Here is an 18,546-nt window from a genome sequence, read left to right on the forward strand (position 1 = left end):
ATCGCTGCCGTCAGAGACGTCTTGCCGTGGTCAACGTGGCCGATCGTGCCGATGTTAACGTGCGGCTTGTTGCGCTCAAACTTACTCTTTGCCATGTGGGCTCTCCACTCTTTTAAGGTCCCCTGAGGGATCTAATTCTTGTTATCGGTCAATTGGTATTCCGGTCACTTCTGACCGGAATACTTTGCCTGGATTTCCGTTGCGACGTTCGACGGGACCGGCGAATAGTGATCAAAGGTCATCGTGTACTGCGCGCGGCCCTGAGACATGGAGCGCAGGTTGTCGACGTACTTGAACATGTTCGCCAGCGGAACGTTCGCGTTGATGACAACCGCTACACCACGGCTTTCCTGGCCCTGGATCTGGCCACGACGTGAGTTCAGGTCGCCGATCACGTCACCGACGTAATCTTCAGGCGTTACGACTTCGACCTTCATCATCGGCTCGAGCAGCTGAGCGCCGGCCTTCTTGGCTGCTTCACGGAAGCAAGCACGCGAGGCGATTTCGAAGGCCAGAACCGACGAGTCGACGTCATGGAAGGCACCGTCGATGAGCGTCGCCTTGACGCCGAGCATCGGGAAGCCAGCCAGCGGGCCGGACGACAGAACGCTTTCGATCCCCTTCTGAACGCCCGGGATGTATTCCTTCGGAACAGCACCGCCGACGATCTTGGATTCGAACTTGAAGTCTTCGCCTTCCGGGTTCGGTTCGAAGACGATCTTGACGCGCGCGAACTGGCCGGTACCACCGGACTGCTTCTTGTGCGTATAGTCTTCCTCGTGCTGGCGCGTGATGGTTTCGCGGTAAGCAACCTGCGGAGCACCGACGTTTGCTTCAACCTTGAACTCGCGACGCATACGGTCGACGATGATGTCGAGGTGAAGCTCGCCCATGCCGGCGATGATCGTCTGGCCGGATTCCTGGTCGGTCTTAACGCGGAACGACGGGTCTTCAGCAGCCAGGCGGTTGAGCGCGAGGCCCATCTTCTCCTGGTCGCCCTTAGACTTCGGCTCGATCGCGATTTGGATAACCGGTTCAGGGAATTCCATGCGCTCGAGGATAACAGGCTTCAGCGGATCGCAGAGCGTGTCACCCGTGGTGGTTTCCTTGAGGCCGGCGAGAGCAACGATGTCGCCTGCGAAGGCTTCTTCGATGTCTTCGCGCGAGTTCGAGTGCATCTGCAGCATACGGCCGACACGCTCGCGCTTGTCCTTGACCGTGTTCAAAACCGACGAACCCTTTTCGAGCTTGCCTGAGTAGATGCGTGCGAAGGTCAGCGAACCGACGAAGGGGTCGTTCATGATCTTGAACGCGAGCATCGAAAGCGGCTCGGAATCGTCAGCATGACGTTCGATTTCGGCTTCCGTCTTGAAGTCGATGCCCTTGATCGCCGGAATGTCGAGCGGCGACGGCAGGTAATCGACAACGGCGTCGAGCAACGGCTGAACGCCCTTGTTCTTGAAGGCCGTGCCGCAGAACATCGGGTGGAACTTGACGTCGATCGTGCCGCGGCGAACGAGCGCACGGATCTGATCGTTGTCGGGCATGTTGCCTTCCAGGTAGGCTTCCATCGCAGCTTCGTCGATCTCGACAACGGTCTCGATCAGCTTTTCGCGATACTCTTCAGCCTTGGCCTTCAGGTCGTCCGGGATTTCGACGACGTCCCACTGGGCGCCGAGCGATTCGTCGCGCCAGACGAGAGCATTCATCTCGATCAGGTCGACAACACCCTTGAACTCTGTTTCTGCGCCGATCGGCAGCTGCATGACAACAGCAGTCGCACCGAGACGGGTCTTGATCATCTCAACCGAGCGGTAGAAGTCCGCGCCGGTCTTGTCCATCTTGTTGCAGAAGATCATGCGCGGAACGTTGTACTTCTCAGCCTGACGCCAGACGGTTTCCGTCTGCGGCTCTACGCCTGCGTTGGCATCGAGAAGAGCAATAGCACCGTCGAGAACGCGCAGCGAACGCTCGACTTCGATGGTGAAGTCGACGTGGCCGGGGGTGTCGATGATGTTGAAGCGGCGCGTCTTGCCGTCGCGACCCTTCCAGTAGGTCGTGGTCGCAGCGGAAGTGATCGTGATGCCACGCTCCTGCTCCTGCTCCATCCAGTCCATGGTGGCTGCGCCGTCGTGCACTTCACCGATCTTGTGCGACTTGCCGGTGTAATAAAGAATACGCTCGGTCGTCGTCGTCTTGCCGGCGTCAATGTGCGCCATGATACCGAAATTTCGGTAGTCTTCGATTTTATATTCGCGAGCCATTGTGGACTGCCTTTCGAACCCGTTCGGGATTACCAGCGATAATGCGAGAACGCACGGTTGGCATCAGCCATCTTATGCGTGTCTTCGCGCTTCTTGACCGCGGAACCACGGTTGTTGGATGCATCGAGAAGCTCGCCCGACAGTCGGTCGACCATGGTCGTTTCGTTGCGCTTGCGCGCAGCAGCGATCAGCCAGCGGATGGCCAGGGCCTGACGGCGCTCCGGACGAACGTCGACCGGAACCTGATAGGTAGCACCACCAACGCGGCGCGAACGGACTTCAACGTGCGGAGCAACGTTGTCCAGAGCCTGATGGAACACGCCGAGCGGCTCCTGCTTGGACTTGCCCTGTACGGAGTCAAATGCGCCGTAGACAATGCTTTCAGCGACGGACTTCTTGCCGTCAAGCATGATGGCATTCATGAACTTGGTGACGATGAGATCGCCGAACTTCGGGTCCGGGTTGATCTCGCGCTTTTCTGCTCTGTGACGTCTGGACATACTTCTCGTCTCTTAACCGTTAAGGCGCTTTATCACGCGGAGGACCTCACGCAGCGCCGGATTTCTTGAAATCCGAATTACTTCGGACGCTTCGCACCGTACTTCGAACGGCGCTGCTTGCGGTTCTTGACACCCTGGGTATCGAGAACGCCGCGGATGATGTGGTAACGGACACCCGGAAGGTCCTTAACGCGGCCGCCACGGATCATGACGACAGAGTGTTCCTGAAGGTTGTGACCTTCGCCGGGAATGTACCCAATGACTTCGAAGCCGTTGGTCAGACGGATCTTTGCGACCTTACGGAGAGCCGAGTTCGGCTTCTTCGGCGTCGTCGTGTAGACGCGGGTGCAAACGCCGCGCTTCTGCGGGTTTTCCTGCAGGGCAGGAACCTTATTACGCTTTACGTTCGCCTGACGCGGCTTGCGGATAAGCTGGTTTACGGTAGGCATTCAACCATCCCTTACGTTTATATCTCAATCCCTTGCGGGCGTAACTCGCGCCGTCTCCGGCAAGATCACACGCTTGTCTCAATGCGCAAAACGTGGCCCGATCCGCTTTCGCAGATGGACCACAGAGAGCAGAGGACGCAAAAGACATGCGTCGTGCGTGCAGGCATCATATCTTCAACGTGCGTTTCGGACCTTGTTTGAGGTGATCTCCGGAGCGCGTCGCCCCGAATGGCCATGCCTCACATGGGTCCGGATGGCGCGGGTACTACTGGTTTCCCGTCGTCTCGTCAAGGCCTCAAGAAATAAACTTCGGCCAAACGCCTTGAAACCGGGTCATTCCGCGCTCTTTTGGCGCTTCTAGGCGAATTCACTGCGGCGCGGCAAGATAAACTTGAGCATCGCAACAAAAAGCGGCTATGGAATCACCGATCGCAGACGCTAAGCGCATGAAATCAGATTCAAATCTCGAATCGAAGGACATCCGATGATTACTGCCCCCGACAACGACAACAATTCCGAAGGCCCGATGGTCTTCATTATCATCGGCAAGGGCTATCAGTCCGATGACAGCGAGGGCGTCGACCTCCACATCATGCTCAAGGCCGCCGATGACGACAGCGCCGTGCGCGAGGCCCTGAACGCACTGGCCGAGGAAGGCTTCATCGAGGCAGATCTCGACCAGATCGGCATGCTGACCGAGGTGCCGGAAGAGGAGCCGCACGCCTCCGCTTACCAGGGCGCCGTCGACGGCGAAGTGGCGATCATCCGCTTCAACTGAGACCCGATGAAGCCGAATGCGCTCAAGGTGCTGTTCTATGCCACTTGGCGCGACAGGCTACTGGTTTTCGATGAGCCCGACTTTCCCGAGGTCGAGCTTCAGGTTCCCGGCGGTACGGTTGAGGCCGGCGAAGATGTCGGCGCCGCGGCACTTCGGGAATTCTCGGAAGAGACCGGGATCCTGCCCGCAACTCGCCTCGCCCCGCTCGCCGTCCATGACTATCGCTTTTCCAAAGACGGTACCGAAACTTGCCACCGGCGGCACTACTTCCACATTCCCCTCGAAGGTAAGCGGCCCGCCACCTGGCTGCACCAGGAAATGACGCCGTTCAGCGGCGGAGGGCCAATCCTGTTCCGTTTCTTCTGGCTCAGCTTCGACAACGCCCGCAAACGGCTCGGCTACGGCATGGAGCATGGATTGCCGCTGCTTGGCTGAGCCTCTCAGCCGTAATAACGAACCAAAAACGAAAGCCGCCCGGATCGCTCCGGGCGGCTTTCCAATTCTGAGAACCAAACTGCCGATTATTCGGCAGCCGGCGCGCTCTCGCCTGCGAGATCCTGCAGCATCGGGGTGGCGACATCGGCGCCCGTGCCCTTGCGGCGTTCTTCGAGAATCATCTCGTCGCGCGACGTCGCGATGCGGCGGATCTGGGTCATCGTGCCACCGGTACCGGCCGGGATCAGGCGGCCGACGATGACGTTTTCCTTCAGACCCTGCAGGCCGTCGGTCTTGCCGGCGATGGCAGCCTCCGTCAGCACCTTCGTCGTTTCCTGGAAGGACGCGGCGGAGATGAAGGACGGGGTCTGCAGCGACGCCTTGGTGATGCCGAGCAGAACCGGATCGCCATAAGCAGGCTTCTTGCCCTGTTCGATCAGCGCATCGTTGACGTCTTCGAGCTCGATACGGTCGACGTTGTCACCGACGATGTAGGTCGAGTCGCCTGCATCGGTGATTTCCACCTTCTGCAGCATCTGACGGACAATCACTTCGATGTGCTTGTCGTTGATGACAACGCCCTGCAGGCGATAGACTTCCTGGATTTCGTTGACCAGGTACGAAGCCAGAGCTTCGACGCCCTTGATCGCCAGGATGTCGTGCGGAGCCGGGTTACCGTCGAGGATGTAGTCACCCTTCTCGATATAGTCGCCTTCCTGAAGGTGGAAGGGCTTGCCCTTCGGGATCAGGTATTCGACCGGCTCGACACCGTCTTCCGCCGGCTCGATGATGACGCGACGCTTGTTCTTGTAGTCGCGGCCGAGGCGGATCGTACCATCGATCTCTGCGATGATGGCGTGGTCCTTCGGACGACGAGCTTCGAACAGTTCGGCAACGCGCGGCAGACCACCGGTGATGTCCTTGGTCTTGGCGCTTTCGAGCGGCGAACGTGCAAGCACGTCACCCTGCGACACCTTCGTGCCCGGCTCGACCGACAGGATCGCATCGACCGAAAGCAGGAAGCGAGCGTCACCACCACGGGACAGCTTCATGACATTGCCGCTGGCGTCCTTGATGACGATAGCCGGCTTGAGGTCCGAACCACGCGGGGTCGAACGCCAGTCGATAACCTGACGCTTGGTGATGCCCGTGGATTCATCGGTCGCTTCAAGAACCGAGAGACCGTCGACAACGTCTTCGAACTGAACGGTACCGGCTACTTCCGTCATCATCGGACGGGTGTAGGGGTCCCACTCTGCCAGACGCTGGCCGCGCTTGACCTTGTCGCCTTCGTCGACGTGCAGCTTCGAACCGTAGGCCACACGCTGTGAGGAGCGCTCGACACCACGTTCGTCCAGGATCTGGACGGTCATGTTGCGGCCCATAGCAACGAGGTTGCCATCCGAGTTGCGTAGCAGGTTGCGGTTCTTGATCTGAACCGTACCTTCATACGAAGCTTCCAGGAACGACTGGTCGACCACGGTTGCCGTGCCACCAAGGTGGAACGTACGCATGGTGAGCTGCGTGCCCGGCTCGCCGATCGACTGAGCAGCGATAACACCGACCGCTTCGCCCATATTGACAGGCGTGCCGCGTGCAAGGTCACGACCGTAGCAGACCGCGCAAACGCCGGTCTGGATTTCGCAGGTCAGGGCCGAACGGATGCGGATCGACTGGATACCAGCCTTTTCGATCTCGATGACATCGGGTTCGAGGATCATCTTGCCGGCGTCAACGAGGCGCTCACCCGTAACCGGATGATCGATATCGTCGAGAGCCGTACGACCGAGAATACGGGCGCCGAGCGAGGCAACGACCTGACCGGCATCGACGATGGCAGTCATGGTGAGGCCGGTATCGGTACCGCAATCGACCGAGTTGACGATGCAATCCTGGGCGACGTCGACGAGACGGCGTGTCAGGTAACCGGAGTTCGCGGTCTTCAAGGCGGTGTCTGCGAGACCCTTACGGGCACCGTGCGTCGAGTTGAAGTACTCGTTGACGGTCAGGCCTTCCTTGAAGTTCGACGTGATCGGCGTTTCGATGATTTCGCCCGACGGCTTGGCCATGAGGCCGCGCATGCCGCCCAGCTGACGCATCTGGTTCGGAGAACCACGGGCGCCGGAGTGCGACATCATGTAGATGGCGTTCATGGGTTTCTGACGACCGGTGGTCTTGTCGAATTCGACGGCTTTGATGCGCGCCATCATGTCTTCGGCGACCTTCTCGGTGGCCTTGCCCCAGGCGTCGACGACCTTGTTGTACTTTTCGCCCTGGGTGATCAGGCCGTCATTGTACTGCTGTTCGTATTCCTTCACCAGGTTTTCGGTATCACCGACGATCTTCGCCTTGGTTTCCGGGATGACCATGTCGTCCTTGCCGAACGAAATGCCGGCGCGGCACGCATGGCTGAAGCCGAGCTGCATGATACGGTCGCAGAAAATGACCGTGTCCTTCTGGCCGCAATGACGGTAGACCGCGTCGATCATCTTCGAGATGTTCTTCTTGGTCATTTCCTGGTTGCAGATGTCGAAGGTCACCTTGCCGTTCTTCGGCAGAAGTTCGCCAATGAGCAGACGGCCCGGCGTCGTTTCGTAGATCTTCGAATACGGCTTGCCGTCCTCGCCGACCGACTTGAAGCGACCGCGGATCTTGGTGTGCAGCGTCACGACCTTGGTCTCGAGCGCATGATGCAGTTCGCCGAGATCGGAGAAGGCCATGCCTTCGCCCGGCTCGTTCTGGTTCATGATCGAGAGGTAATAGAGGCCGAGAACCATGTCCTGCGACGGAACGATGATCGGTGCACCGTTTGCCGGGTGCAGGATGTTGTTCGTCGACATCATCAAAACGCGGGCTTCGAGCTGGGCTTCGAGCGACAGCGGCACGTGAACGGCCATCTGGTCGCCGTCGAAGTCGGCGTTGAATGCCGTGCAGACGAGCGGGTGCAGCTGGATAGCCTTGCCTTCGACCAGGGTAGGTTCGAAGGCCTGGATGCCCAGGCGGTGCAGCGTCGGCGCGCGGTTCAGGAGAACCGGATGCTCGCGGATGACCTCGTCGAGGATATCCCAAACCTCAGGCTTTTCCTTTTCCACCAGCTTCTTGGCCTGCTTGACGGTCGAGGAGTAACCCTTGGCGTCGAGGCGGGCATAGATGAACGGCTTGAAGAGCTCGAGCGCCATCTTCTTCGGAAGACCGCACTGATGCAGCTTCAGTTCCGGACCGGTCACGATGACCGAACGGCCGGAGTAGTCGACGCGCTTGCCGAGCAAGTTCTGACGGAAGCGGCCCTGCTTGCCCTTGAGCATGTCGGACAGCGACTTCAGCGGACGCTTGTTGGCGCCCGTGATAACGCGGCCACGGCGGCCGTTGTCGAACAGCGCGTCCACAGATTCCTGCAGCATGCGCTTTTCGTTGCGGATGATGATGCCCGGAGCGCGCAGTTCGATCAGGCGCTTCAGACGGTTGTTACGGTTGATGACGCGGCGGTAGAGATCGTTGAGGTCCGACGTCGCGAAACGACCGCCATCAAGCGGAACGAGCGGGCGCAGGTCCGGCGGGATCACCGGAACGACCTTCATGATCATCCATTCCGGGCGGTTGCCCGACTCCATGAAGTTCTCGACGATCTTCAGGCGCTTCATCAGCTTCTTCTGCTTGAGATCCGACGTCGTGTCGGCAAGCTCGGAGCGCAGATCGCCAGCGATCTTCTCGAGGTTCATCGAGGCCAGCATCTCGTAGATGGCCTCAGCGCCGATCATGGCCGTGAACTGGTCTTCGCCGTATTCGTCGACGGCCAGCATGTACTCTTCTTCCGAGAGGAGCTGGTGCTCCTTGAGGGCGGTGAGGCCCGGCTCGGTGACGATGTAGTTTTCGAAGTAGAGAACGCGCTCTACATCCTTCAGCGTCATGTCGAGCAGCGTCGAGATGCGGCTCGGCAGCGACTTCAGGAACCAGATGTGGGCAACGGGAGCCGCGAGCTCGATGTGGCCCATGCGCTCACGGCGAACGCGCGACAGCGTGACTTCGACGCCGCACTTTTCGCAGATGATGCCCTTGTACTTCATGCGCTTGTACTTTCCGCACAGGCACTCGTAGTCCTTGATCGGTCCGAAGATGCGCGCGCAGAAGAGACCGTCGCGTTCCGGCTTGAACGTGCGGTAGTTGATGGTTTCCGGCTTCTTGATCTCACCATAAGACCAGGAAAGAATCTTCTCCGGAGAAGCAATCGAAATCCGGATGGAATCGAAGTTCTGTGCAGGCACCTGCGGATTGAAAAGATTCATGACCTCTTGGTTCATGCCTGTCTCCTTCATGGGCGGATGCGCCCTTAGCTTGCATGGACGGCGGCAAATCCCGGGTGCCGCGCCAACGCTCAAAACGACAATAACCGCAGAATGCGGCGAAATCGTCCCTGCCCGGCCGACACGTACGGGGCCAGAGCGGGAACGGTGTGCGCTGCGTTACAGCGCACACCCTATCAGTGGTTACTCGGCGGCGTCCGGCAACTGGCCGGCCTGCTGCTCGTCGACCTTCGAATTCTCGAGTTCGACAGAGAGACCGAGCGAGCGCATTTCCTTGACGAGAACGTTGAAGCTTTCCGGAATACCGGCTTCGAACGTATCGTCGCCACGGACGATGGCTTCGTAGACCTTGGTACGGCCGGCGACGTCGTCCGACTTCACCGTCAGCATTTCCTGCAGCGTGTAGGCTGCACCGTATGCTTCCAGAGCCCAGACTTCCATTTCGCCGAAGCGCTGACCGCCGAACTGCGCCTTGCCGCCCAGCGGCTGCTGGGTAACGAGCGAGTAAGGACCGATCGAACGGGCGTGGATCTTGTCGTCGACAAGGTGGTTCAGCTTCAGCATGTAGATGTAGCCAACCGTGACCTGGCGGTCGAACTGCTCACCGGTACGGCCGTCGTACAGCGTCGACTGACCGCTTTCCTTGAGACCAGCCAGAGCCAGCATCTCGTTGACGTCACCTTCATGAGCACCATCGAAGACCGGCGTTGCAATCGAAACGCCGCGCTTCCACTGGTCAGCCAGACGCAGGACCGAGTCATCGTCGAAGTCCTTGACCTGTTCGGCCTTCGGACCGTCGCCGACAACGTCGCCGATCGTCTTGCGCAGTGGCTCGATGTTGCCGCTTGCCCTGTAGGCTTCCAGCATGTCGCCGATCTGGCGGCCCATACCGGCGCATGCCCAACCAAGGTGGGTCTCGAGGATCTGACCGACGTTCATGCGCGAAGGCACGCCGAGCGGGTTCAGAACGACGTCGACGTGCGTGCCATCTTCCAGGAACGGCATGTCCTCGACCGGAACGATGCGCGAAACGACACCCTTGTTGCCGTGACGGCCGGCCATCTTGTCGCCTGGCTGGATCTTGCGCTTCACAGCAACGAAGACCTTAACCATCTTCATGACGCCCGGAGGCATTTCGTCGCCGCGCTGGACCTTTTCGACCTTGTCCATGAAGCGCTGCTCAAGGCGCGACTTGGATTCGTCGTACTGGCCACGTAGAGCTTCGAGTTCGCCCTGGACCTTCTCGTCTTCGACCGCGAACATCCACCACTGCGAGCGCGGGTATTCGGAGACGACCGCGTTTGCCAGCTCGGTGCCCTTCTTGAAGCCCTTCGGGCCCGCAATGGCGACCTGGCCACGCAGCATGTCGACCAGACGACCGTAGACGTTACGGTCGAGGATCGCCTGCTCGTCGTCGCGGTCCTTTGCAAGACGCTCGATCTCTTCGCGCTCGATCGCCATCGCGCGCTCGTCCTTCTCAACGCCATGGCGATTGAAGACGCGCACTTCGACGATTGTGCCGTAGGTGCCGGGCGGCATGCGCATGGAGGTATCGCGAACGTCCGAAGCCTTCTCACCGAAGATGGCGCGCAGAAGTTTTTCTTCCGGCGTCATCGGGCTTTCGCCCTTCGGCGTGATCTTGCCGACGAGGATATCGCCCGGCTGAACTTCGGCGCCAATGTAGACGATACCGGCTTCGTCGAGGTTCTTCAGTGCTTCTTCCGAAACGTTCGGAATGTCGCGCGTGATTTCTTCCGGACCAAGCTTGGTGTCACGCGCCATCACTTCGAATTCTTCGATGTGGATGGAGGTGAACACGTCGTCGGCAACGATACGCTCGGAGAGCAGGATCGAGTCTTCGTAGTTGTAACCGTTCCACGGCATGAACGCGACGAGCGCGTTGCGGCCGAGTGCCAGATCGCCCAGGTCCGTCGAAGGACCGTCGGCGAGGATGTCGCCGCGGTTGACCTCGTCACCGACGGTGACCAGCGGGCGCTGGTTAACGCAGGTATTCTGGTTCGAACGCTGGAACTTCTGCAGGCGGTAGATATCGACGCCGGACTTGCCAGCTTCGAGGTCTTCCGTCGCACGGATAACGATACGCGTCGCGTCGACCTGGTCGACAACACCGCCACGGCGGGCGCCGATAGCAGCACCGGAGTCGCGGGCGACGACCGGCTCCATGCCGGTGCCGACGAACGGAGCTTCAGCGCGCAGCAGCGGCACGGCCTGACGCTGCATGTTCGAGCCCATGAGAGCGCGGTTGGCGTCGTCGTTTTCCAGGAACGGGATGAGAGCAGCAGCAACCGAAACGACCTGCTTGGGCGAGACGTCCATCAGGTTCATACTGTCGCGCGGTGCGAGCATGACTTCGCCGGCGTGACGGCAGACGACGAATTCGTCGGTGAAGGAACCGTCGGTGCCGAGCTCGGCGTTCGCCTGCGCGACGTAGTACTTCGCTTCTTCCATGGCAGAGAGGTAAAGAACGTCGTTCGTCACCTTGCCATCAACGATGCGGCGGTACGGGCTTTCGATGAAGCCGTACTTGTTCACGCGGGCGAAGGTCGCAAGCGAGTTGATCAGACCGATGTTCGGGCCTTCCGGCGTTTCGATCGGGCAAATGCGGCCGTAGTGGGTCGGGTGAACGTCGCGGACTTCGAAGCCTGCGCGCTCGCGGGTCAGACCACCTGGGCCAAGAGCCGATAGACGGCGCTTGTGGGTGATTTCCGAAAGCGGGTTCACCTGGTCCATGAACTGCGACAGCTGCGAGGAGCCGAAGAATTCACGAACGGCAGCAGCTGCCGGCTTCGCGTTGATCAGATCCTGCGGCATGACCGTGTCGATTTCGATCGAGGACATACGTTCCTTGATCGCACGCTCCATGCGGAGCAGACCGAGCCGGTACTGGTTTTCCATCAATTCGCCGACGGAGCGAACACGACGGTTGCCGAGGTTGTCGATGTCGTCGATTTCGCCCTTGCCGTCGCGCAGTTCGACCAGCATCTTGACCACGGCCAGGATGTCGTCCTTGCGCAAGATGCGGACGGTGTCTTCGACGTCGAGATCAAGACGCATGTTCATCTTCACGCGGCCGACGGCGGAGAGGTCGTACCGCTCCGCATCGAAGAACAGCGAGTTGAACATGGCTTCGGCCGAGTCCATTGTGGGCGGTTCACCCGGACGCATGACGCGGTAGATGTCGAACAAAGCGTCCTGGCGGTGCTCGTTCTTGTCGGCCGTCAGCGTGTTGCGGATATAGGCGCCGACATTGATGTGGTCGATGCCCAGAACCGGGATCTCGTCGAAACCGTTCTGCAGGATGACAGGCAGCGTCTTCTCGTCGATCTCGTCGCCGGCCTCGAGGTAGATTTCACCCGTCGAGTAGTTGACGATGTCTTCGGCGAGGTAGTTGCCGTACAGATCTTCGTCCGTTGCCTTCAGAGCCTTCAGGCCCTTGTCAGCGAGCTGGCGGAGCAGACGCGGGGTCAGCTTCTTGCCGGCTTCGACGACGACTTCGCCGGTATCGGCGTCGACCATTTCGGTGATCGCCTTGGCACCCTTGAGGGTCTCAGGCGTAAACGGAATACGCCAGCCCTTGCCATCGCGCTGATAGTCTGACTTCGTGTAGAAGGTCGACAGAATTTCTTCACCGTCCATGCCGAGCGCCATCAGCAGCGAGGTCACGGGGATCTTGCGGCGGCGGTCGATACGGGCATAGACGATGTCCTTGGCGTCGAACTCGATGTCGAGCCAGGAACCGCGATACGGGATCACGCGGGCAGCGAAGAGCAGCTTGCCGGAAGAATGGCTCTTGCCCTTGTCGTGATCGAAGAAGACGCCCGGCGAACGGTGCATCTGAGACACGATAACGCGCTCGGTGCCGTTGACAATGAACGTACCGTTGTTGGTCATGAGCGGCATGTCGCCCATGTAGACCGACTGTTCCTTGATGTCCTTGATGGACTTCGCGCCCGTATCTTCATCGATATCGAACACGATCAGGCGGAGAGTAACCTTCAGCGGCGCGGCGTAGGTGAGGTCGCGCTGGCGGCATTCATCAACGTCGAACTTCGGCGGTTCGAACTCATAGGACACGAACTCCAGCATCGAAGCGCCGGAGAAATCCGTGATCGGGAAAACGGACTTGAAGACAGCTTGAAGGCCCTCGTCAGGGCGACCGCCCTTGGGCTCTTCAACCATCAGGAATTGATCATACGATGCCTTCTGAACCTCGATGAGGTTCGGCATTTCTGCGACTTCTGGGATCTTACCGAAAAACTTGCGTACGCGCCTACGACCATTGAATGAAAGGGTCTGAGCCATCGTCGCTCCTTCAAAATTGCATCCGGGCCTGCAACGGACGGGAACCGATGGCCAGTCGACCCCGTCAATCAATGGGTAGTTCAATCTCGTCTCACTTCCCGAAATGCGAGGCCGGATTGCCTGCGCGTCTCGGTTCGAGACCATCCTCTTGAAGAACCCATTACCCAAAAGCCGTTTTCACGCGGCTTTTGGGTAATTCGTTCGACAAACGGCAAATGGGAGGCGGGAAACCCCACCTCCCAGATGCAGTTCAAGATTACTTAACGTCGACCTTGGCGCCGGCGTCTTCAAGCTTCTTCTTGATGTCAGCAGCTTCAGCCTTGGAAACGGCTTCCTTGACAGCCTTCGGAGCGCCTTCGACGAGGTCCTTGGCTTCCTTGAGGCCGAGGCCGGTGATGGCGCGGACTTCCTTGATGACGTTGATCTTGTTTGCGCCGGCATCCGTGAGGATGACGTCGAACTCGGTCTTTTCTTCTTCAACGACAGCAGCAGCACCACCGCCAGCAGCAGCAGCAACAGCTACCGGAGCAGCAGCGGAAACGCCCCACTTTTCTTCGAGAAGCTTCGACAGTTCTGCAGCTTCCAGAACGGTCAGCGAGGAGAGGTCGTCTACGATCTTTGCGAGATCAGCCATGTTATCAGTTCCTTTTGTTCGGTTCGAACCGGTGTTTTATAAACAGCAAAAAACCGCCTTATGCGGCTTCGTCCTTCTTGGCGTAAGCCGAGAACACGCGAGCAAGCTGGCTTGCCGGTGCTGCAACAACGCCTGCGATGCGGGTAGCCGGAGTCTGGATCATGCCCAGCAGCTTCGCGCGCAGTTCGTCCAACGACGGCAGGGTCGCAAGCGACTTGACTGCATCGGCATTGAGCGTGGTTGTTCCCATGGCGCCGCCCAGTACAACGATCTTGTCGTTGCCCTTGGCGAAATCCACGACGACTTTCGGAGCGGTGATCGGATCAGTGCTGTATGCAATCAGCGTCTGACCGGTGAAGAGATTGGAAATCCCTTCCGCTTCCGTACCCTGAAGGGCGATCTTGGCCAGGCGGTTCTTCGCGACTTTGACGGTGCCGCCAGCAGCGCGCATCTTCGAACGGAAGTCGTTCATCTGCGCGACTGTAGCACCAGCATAGTGGGCCACGACAACCGAGCCCGAAGCCTTGAAGACTTCGTTCAGTTCCGTGACGAATTCGCGTTTTTCCGCTCTTTCCACTGCCTATCTCCAGTTGGCAGGACCTTTTGACGGGGCCTACCGGGTTGCCTTTGCCTCCTGGGATCAGAAGAGATCCCAAGCGACGCTTGAGGATCCTGTCCCCTCGCGCTTCGCGCCAAAGAAAGGCCGAAGGCACAAGGCATCCAAGGCTCGAACCAAATTCCTAGAAGTAGCACTTCATGCAATTCGGGTCTTACCCGTCTCATGCAGGCGAAGTGATTAAGGGAAAACCACCTGCAATCTCGGACAGGATTCCGGATTTCTCCGGAATATTCCGGCCCCTTGCGAGGCCGGAATTCATGAACCGGGCCGAAGCCCGGCGAAACTTATTTAAGCAGCCGTAACGGACGACGGGTCGATCTTGACGCCCGGGCCCATGGTCGAAGAGATCGCTACGCGCTTGACGTAGTTGCCCTTGGCGCCTGTCGGCTTAGCCTTGATGACCGCATCAGCGAAGGCACGGATGTTTTCTTCCAGCGCCTTGGCGTCGAAAGAGGCCTTGCCAATGCCGGCGTGAACGATACCGGCCTTTTCAACGCGGAACTCAACAGCGCCGCCCTTAGATGCCTTAACGGCACCAGCGACGTCCATCGTAACCGTACCAACCTTCGGGTTCGGCATCATCCCACGCGGGCCGAGAACCTTACCGAGGCGGCCGACGAGCGGCATCATGTCCGGCGTCGCGATGCAGCGATCGAAATCGATCTTGCCGCCCTGGACGATTTCGACGAGCTCTTCAGCACCGACGACATCTGCGCCAGCTGCCTTGGCTTCGTCAGCCTTGGCGCCACGAGCGAAGACAGCAACGCGAACGTCGCGGCCCGTGCCGTTCGGTAGGTTGACAACGCCGCGGACCATTTGGTCTGCGTGACGCGGATCAACGCCGAGGTTCATAGCGACTTCGATGGTCTCATCGAACTTCGCAACCGCGCGCTCCTTGACCATACCGATTGCAAGGTTCAGAGCGTAGAGCTTTGTGGGATCAACACCTTCGTTGATCTTCTTGGTGCGCTTGCCAGCCATGGTCTTATCCTACCACTTCCAGGCCCATGGCGCGGGCAGAGCCCTCGATCATCGCCATTGCACCTTCGATATCCGCTGCGTTCAGATCCTTCATCTTGGCTTCTGCGATCGACTTGATCTGAGCCTTGGTGAGCTTGCCGGCGGTAGCGCCCTTGCCAGGCGTCTTCGAACCGGACGTGATCTTCGCTTCCTTCTTCAGCCAGTAGCTGACGGGCGGCTGCTTCATCGCGAAGGTGAAGGACTTGTCCTGGTAGTAGGTGATGACGACCGGGATCGGCATACCCTTTTCCATTTCCTGCGTAGCGGCATTGAACGCCTTGCAGAATTCCATAATGTTAATGCCACGCTGACCAAGCGCCGGACCAATCGGCGGGGACGGATTTGCCGATCCTGCCTTGACCTGAAGCTTGAGCTGGCCTGCAACTTTCTTAGCCATATCTCTCTGCCTTTCATTGGTGACCGGTTGCCCGGCCAGTGATGCCGGATTTCTCCGGCGGCTGCGGTTGCGTGGTGCGGATCACAGGGTCCGGCTAAGACCCCTCACCTCCCACGCGGTTCGCGGCTCACACCGCGCCCGCTCAGACCTTTTCGACCTGAGCGTATTCCAGCTCGACCGGCGTAGCGCGGCCGAAGATCGACACTTCAACCTTCAGGCGCGAACGCTCTTCGTCCACATCCTGAACCGTGCCGTTGAACGAAGCGAACGGACCGTCCGAAACGCGGACCTGCTCGCCAATCTCGAAGGTAACGGACGCCTTCGGCCGCTCGACGCCTTCCTGAACCTGGCCGAGAATTCGCTCGGCTTCATAATCCGGAATCGGAACGGGCTTATTGTCGGAGCCGAGGAAACCAGTAACCTTCGGCGTATTCTTAATGAGGTGGTAGGCTTCGTCCGTGAGATTGGCACGAACGAGAACGTAGCCCGGGAAGAACTTGCGCTCGGAATCGACCTTGCGGCCGCGACGCACTTCAACCACCTTTTCAGTCGGTACGAGGATCTTTTCAAAAAGATGCTCGAGTCCCTTCTGCCTGGCCTTCTCCTCGATGGATTCAGCCACCTTCTTCTCAAAATTCGAATACGCGTGGACGATGTACCAACGTGCCGCCATGTTACTACTCCACCCGATCAATTGCCGACGTTAAGCACGAAGCTCAACAGCCAGCCAATGAGCTGGTCAGCGGCAAAAAAGAACAGCGCGGCAAAGATCACCATTACAAGCACCATGACCGTCGAGATCATCGTCTCGCGGCGCGACGGCCAGGTAACTTTCGACGTCTCGGAGCGAACCTGCTGTAGAAACGTAAACGGATTGGATTTGGATGCCATCGACTGCCCACGCAATTACGGCGCGTAAAGCTGAAAATTCAGCCCCACGCACCGCGTGTCTGTTGAACCCTACATAAACATCGATTCCCGATTACACAAGAGGGAAACCGAAGTTTAACGAACTTAGCCATACGTCGCCTTTCTGTCCGAACCGCCGCGGATATCCGCGCTACTCGTTCAAGAAAGATGGCAGGGGCAGAGGGGCTCGAACCCACGACCTGCGGTTTTGGAGACCGCCGCTCTACCAGCTGAGCTATACCCCTTTACGCTTTACATTCAGCTTCTTGACCGACTGGCCGCGAAGCGCAACTGCAAGCATGGCGCTCCCTTTAAGGCGGCAGCGCAGGATTGGCAAGTGCGTTTTTCTATTTTTCCAATACTGCGGCGCGGGAAAGGTCTGCGATTAGACTTTCACATATTTGCGCCAGTCGTGCTCCTCCTTGAAGCCAAGTACTTCGCGGATCTTGCGGTTGGAGAGCAGCCCCTCATATTCGCCGATTTCGCGCGTGAACGGCACGCTCGGATAGAAACGCCTGGCGAGTTCCCTCGACGGCGTATTGGCTGAGACCGTGTCGTTTGCGGCGTTGAAGACCTGGAAGCCCAAGCCGTCCTTCTCGATGCAGAGGTGGCAGATCTGGCCCAGATCGCGGGCGTCGATATAGCTCCAGGCGATGCGCTTGCGCATTTCAGGATTTGAGAAAAAGGTCGGAAACTTCTCGTACTCGTGCGGCTCGATGACATTGCCGATGCGCAGGGCGTAGATGTCGAAACCTGAGCGCTCCGCAAAAGCACGGGCTGTCTTCTCGTTCACCACCTTGGAGAGGCCGTAGGAATCCATCGGATTGACGTCGTAGTCCTCTTCCAATGGAAACTGATGGAAGTCGCGATGGCCTTCGGCAAAGCAGACGCCGTAGGTCGTCTCGCTGGAGGCGACGATGATCTTGCGGATGCCGAGCTTCACCGCTGCCTCGATGACATTATAGGTACCCATCGTGTTGATGCGGAACGTCTCGTTGTCAGGCTTGATGAGGATGCGCGGGATCGCCGCGAAATGCACCACGGCATCGAAAGGCTGGACGCCCCTGCCCGCATCAAGGTCGGGAAGGTCCCGATGCATCGAAAGCGCGTTGAAGATCTGGCCGCTGTCGGTGATGTCGGCGATCAGATTGGTCACACCGGGGCTATCAAGCGGCACCAGATCGACGTTGTGAACCTCGTAGCCGGCGTTGACCAGCCATGGCACCGCATGGCGCCCTGCCTTGCCTGAACCGCCCGTGAAGAGAATCCGCTTTTTCATAGTGTCCTCCGCATATGAAATCGGAGGGATAGATAAAGGCTTTGCACTCAAGCGCAAGACCACTCCTGCGCTGCCCTTTCACCACGGGGTGACGCGCTCCATTCTCATGAGGCGGCCAAGGCCAGTGGATGAAGACTTATCAGTGGCGGTTAAGAACTGAAGCCGAGCTCCGAAGAGCCCTGTTCACACGAACCCGCTTCCTCTTGACTGAGTGGGCGATACGGTTGAGCCGTCTATCCATGTTCGTGCGCAGAAAAGCATTCGCCCAAGGTGTCTTGGACCGGTATTCAAGGAAAGTGGTCTTCTCACGATGGACGCAGTAGGTCGTATTCGGCTTCGCGTGGCTGAAATGAATGATCCGGACGTCCGCCGGAGCGCTCTTGCCGTGTTCGTGATTCCACTTTGGCACGAATGCGATGCCCGCTCCGGCGACGACCCGCCGCCCAAGTACACCAGAGGCTGGAGCATCATCACAATGTTCCAGCCTCTCAATGTATAAGCCCCGCTGTTTCCAGCGGGGCTCTATCAATTCGATCCAGGTCGAAGCTTACTCGACGATGGAAGCAACGATGCCTGCGCCGACGGTACGGCCGCCTTCGCGGATCGCGAAGCGCAGCTTTTCTTCCATCGCGATCGGA

General features: G+C 58.9%; 16 protein-coding genes and 1 tRNA gene. 2 read left to right on the forward strand and 15 right to left on the reverse strand.

The genetic code is table 11. The features are described from left to right. The 4 genes from BSG20_RS36010 to rpsL all read right to left on the reverse strand — a co-directional run. Window positions 1-95, reverse strand: a 95-nt coding sequence (locus BSG20_RS36010) for a GTP-binding protein (RefSeq protein ID WP_018010120.1), incomplete at its 3' end; no start/stop codon positions are given. Window positions 96-164: 69 nt separating this feature from the next. Further along, entirely contained in the window at window positions 165-2,264 is a 2,100-nt protein-coding gene (gene fusA / locus BSG20_RS31900) for an elongation factor G (RefSeq protein WP_024318421.1), read from the reverse strand. 29 nt (window positions 2,265-2,293) lie between these two features. Then, complete coding sequence (rpsG, locus tag BSG20_RS31905; RefSeq protein WP_024318422.1) at window positions 2,294-2,764, reverse strand: 30S ribosomal protein S7; 471 nt, start codon at window positions 2,762-2,764, stop codon at window positions 2,294-2,296. Between the two features lie 77 nt (window positions 2,765-2,841). After that, the gene (rpsL, locus tag BSG20_RS31910) at window positions 2,842-3,213 is read right to left on the reverse strand and encodes a 30S ribosomal protein S12 (protein WP_003547537.1); all 372 of its coding nucleotides are present in this window, start codon (window positions 3,211-3,213) and stop codon (window positions 2,842-2,844) included. Window positions 3,214-3,697: 484 nt separating this feature from the next. Between rpsL and BSG20_RS31915 the strand changes: the two genes are divergently transcribed. Both BSG20_RS31915 and BSG20_RS31920 read left to right on the forward strand, forming a co-directional pair. Beyond that, window positions 3,698-3,991 carry a transcriptional regulator gene (locus BSG20_RS31915; RefSeq protein ID WP_072381731.1) on the forward strand — a complete coding sequence of 98 codons (294 nt, stop codon included), beginning with the start codon at window positions 3,698-3,700 and terminating at the stop codon, window positions 3,989-3,991. A 6-nt stretch (window positions 3,992-3,997) separates the two neighbouring features. After that, entirely contained in the window at window positions 3,998-4,426 is a 429-nt protein-coding gene (locus BSG20_RS31920) for an NUDIX hydrolase (protein WP_072381727.1), read from the forward strand. A gap of 86 nt (window positions 4,427-4,512) precedes the next feature. Here BSG20_RS31920 and rpoC read toward each other — a convergent pair whose 3' ends face one another. The 11 genes from rpoC to BSG20_RS31980 all read right to left on the reverse strand — a co-directional run. Further along, window positions 4,513-8,724: a DNA-directed RNA polymerase subunit beta' gene (gene rpoC, locus BSG20_RS31925; RefSeq protein ID WP_037125792.1), complete on the reverse strand. Its 4,212-nt coding sequence runs from the start codon at window positions 8,722-8,724 to the stop codon at window positions 4,513-4,515. Between the two features lie 186 nt (window positions 8,725-8,910). Then, the gene (gene rpoB / locus BSG20_RS31930; protein ID WP_024318426.1) at window positions 8,911-13,050 is read right to left on the reverse strand and encodes a DNA-directed RNA polymerase subunit beta; all 4,140 of its coding nucleotides are present in this window, start codon (window positions 13,048-13,050) and stop codon (window positions 8,911-8,913) included. Window positions 13,051-13,306: 256 nt separating this feature from the next. Continuing rightward, the gene (gene rplL / locus BSG20_RS31935; protein ID WP_024318427.1) at window positions 13,307-13,684 is read right to left on the reverse strand and encodes a 50S ribosomal protein L7/L12; all 378 of its coding nucleotides are present in this window, start codon (window positions 13,682-13,684) and stop codon (window positions 13,307-13,309) included. Between the two features lie 58 nt (window positions 13,685-13,742). Further along, window positions 13,743-14,261 carry a 50S ribosomal protein L10 gene (gene rplJ, locus BSG20_RS31940; RefSeq protein ID WP_007791997.1) on the reverse strand — a complete coding sequence of 173 codons (519 nt, stop codon included), beginning with the start codon at window positions 14,259-14,261 and terminating at the stop codon, window positions 13,743-13,745. 330 nt (window positions 14,262-14,591) lie between these two features. Further along, on the reverse strand, window positions 14,592-15,284 hold the full coding sequence (rplA, locus tag BSG20_RS31945; protein WP_072381726.1) for a 50S ribosomal protein L1: 693 nt from the start codon (window positions 15,282-15,284) through the stop codon (window positions 14,592-14,594). 4 nt (window positions 15,285-15,288) lie between these two features. Beyond that, window positions 15,289-15,720 (reverse strand): 50S ribosomal protein L11, encoded by a 432-nt coding sequence (gene rplK / locus BSG20_RS31950; RefSeq protein WP_024318430.1) that lies wholly within the window; start codon window positions 15,718-15,720, stop codon window positions 15,289-15,291. 142 nt (window positions 15,721-15,862) lie between these two features. After that, window positions 15,863-16,393, reverse strand: a complete 531-nt coding sequence (gene nusG, locus BSG20_RS31955) for a transcription termination/antitermination protein NusG (RefSeq protein ID WP_037125800.1) — start codon at window positions 16,391-16,393, stop codon at window positions 15,863-15,865. Between the two features lie 17 nt (window positions 16,394-16,410). Then, complete coding sequence (gene secE / locus BSG20_RS31960) at window positions 16,411-16,611, reverse strand: preprotein translocase subunit SecE (RefSeq protein WP_007531587.1); 201 nt, start codon at window positions 16,609-16,611, stop codon at window positions 16,411-16,413. 187 nt (window positions 16,612-16,798) lie between these two features. Further along, window positions 16,799-16,874, reverse strand: a tRNA-Trp gene (locus BSG20_RS31965). Between the two features lie 140 nt (window positions 16,875-17,014). After that, entirely contained in the window at window positions 17,015-17,908 is an 894-nt protein-coding gene (locus tag BSG20_RS31970; protein ID WP_072381725.1) for an NAD-dependent epimerase/dehydratase family protein, read from the reverse strand. Window positions 17,909-18,455: 547 nt separating this feature from the next. Beyond that, on the reverse strand, window positions 18,456-18,546 hold a 91-nt coding region (locus BSG20_RS31980; protein ID WP_022719208.1), incomplete at its 5' end, for an EF-Tu C-terminal domain-related protein.

Origin of the sequence: Rhizobium tibeticum (genome assembly GCF_900110205.1) — a bacterium.
Taxonomy (GTDB): domain Bacteria; phylum Pseudomonadota; class Alphaproteobacteria; order Rhizobiales; family Rhizobiaceae; genus Rhizobium; species Rhizobium tibeticum.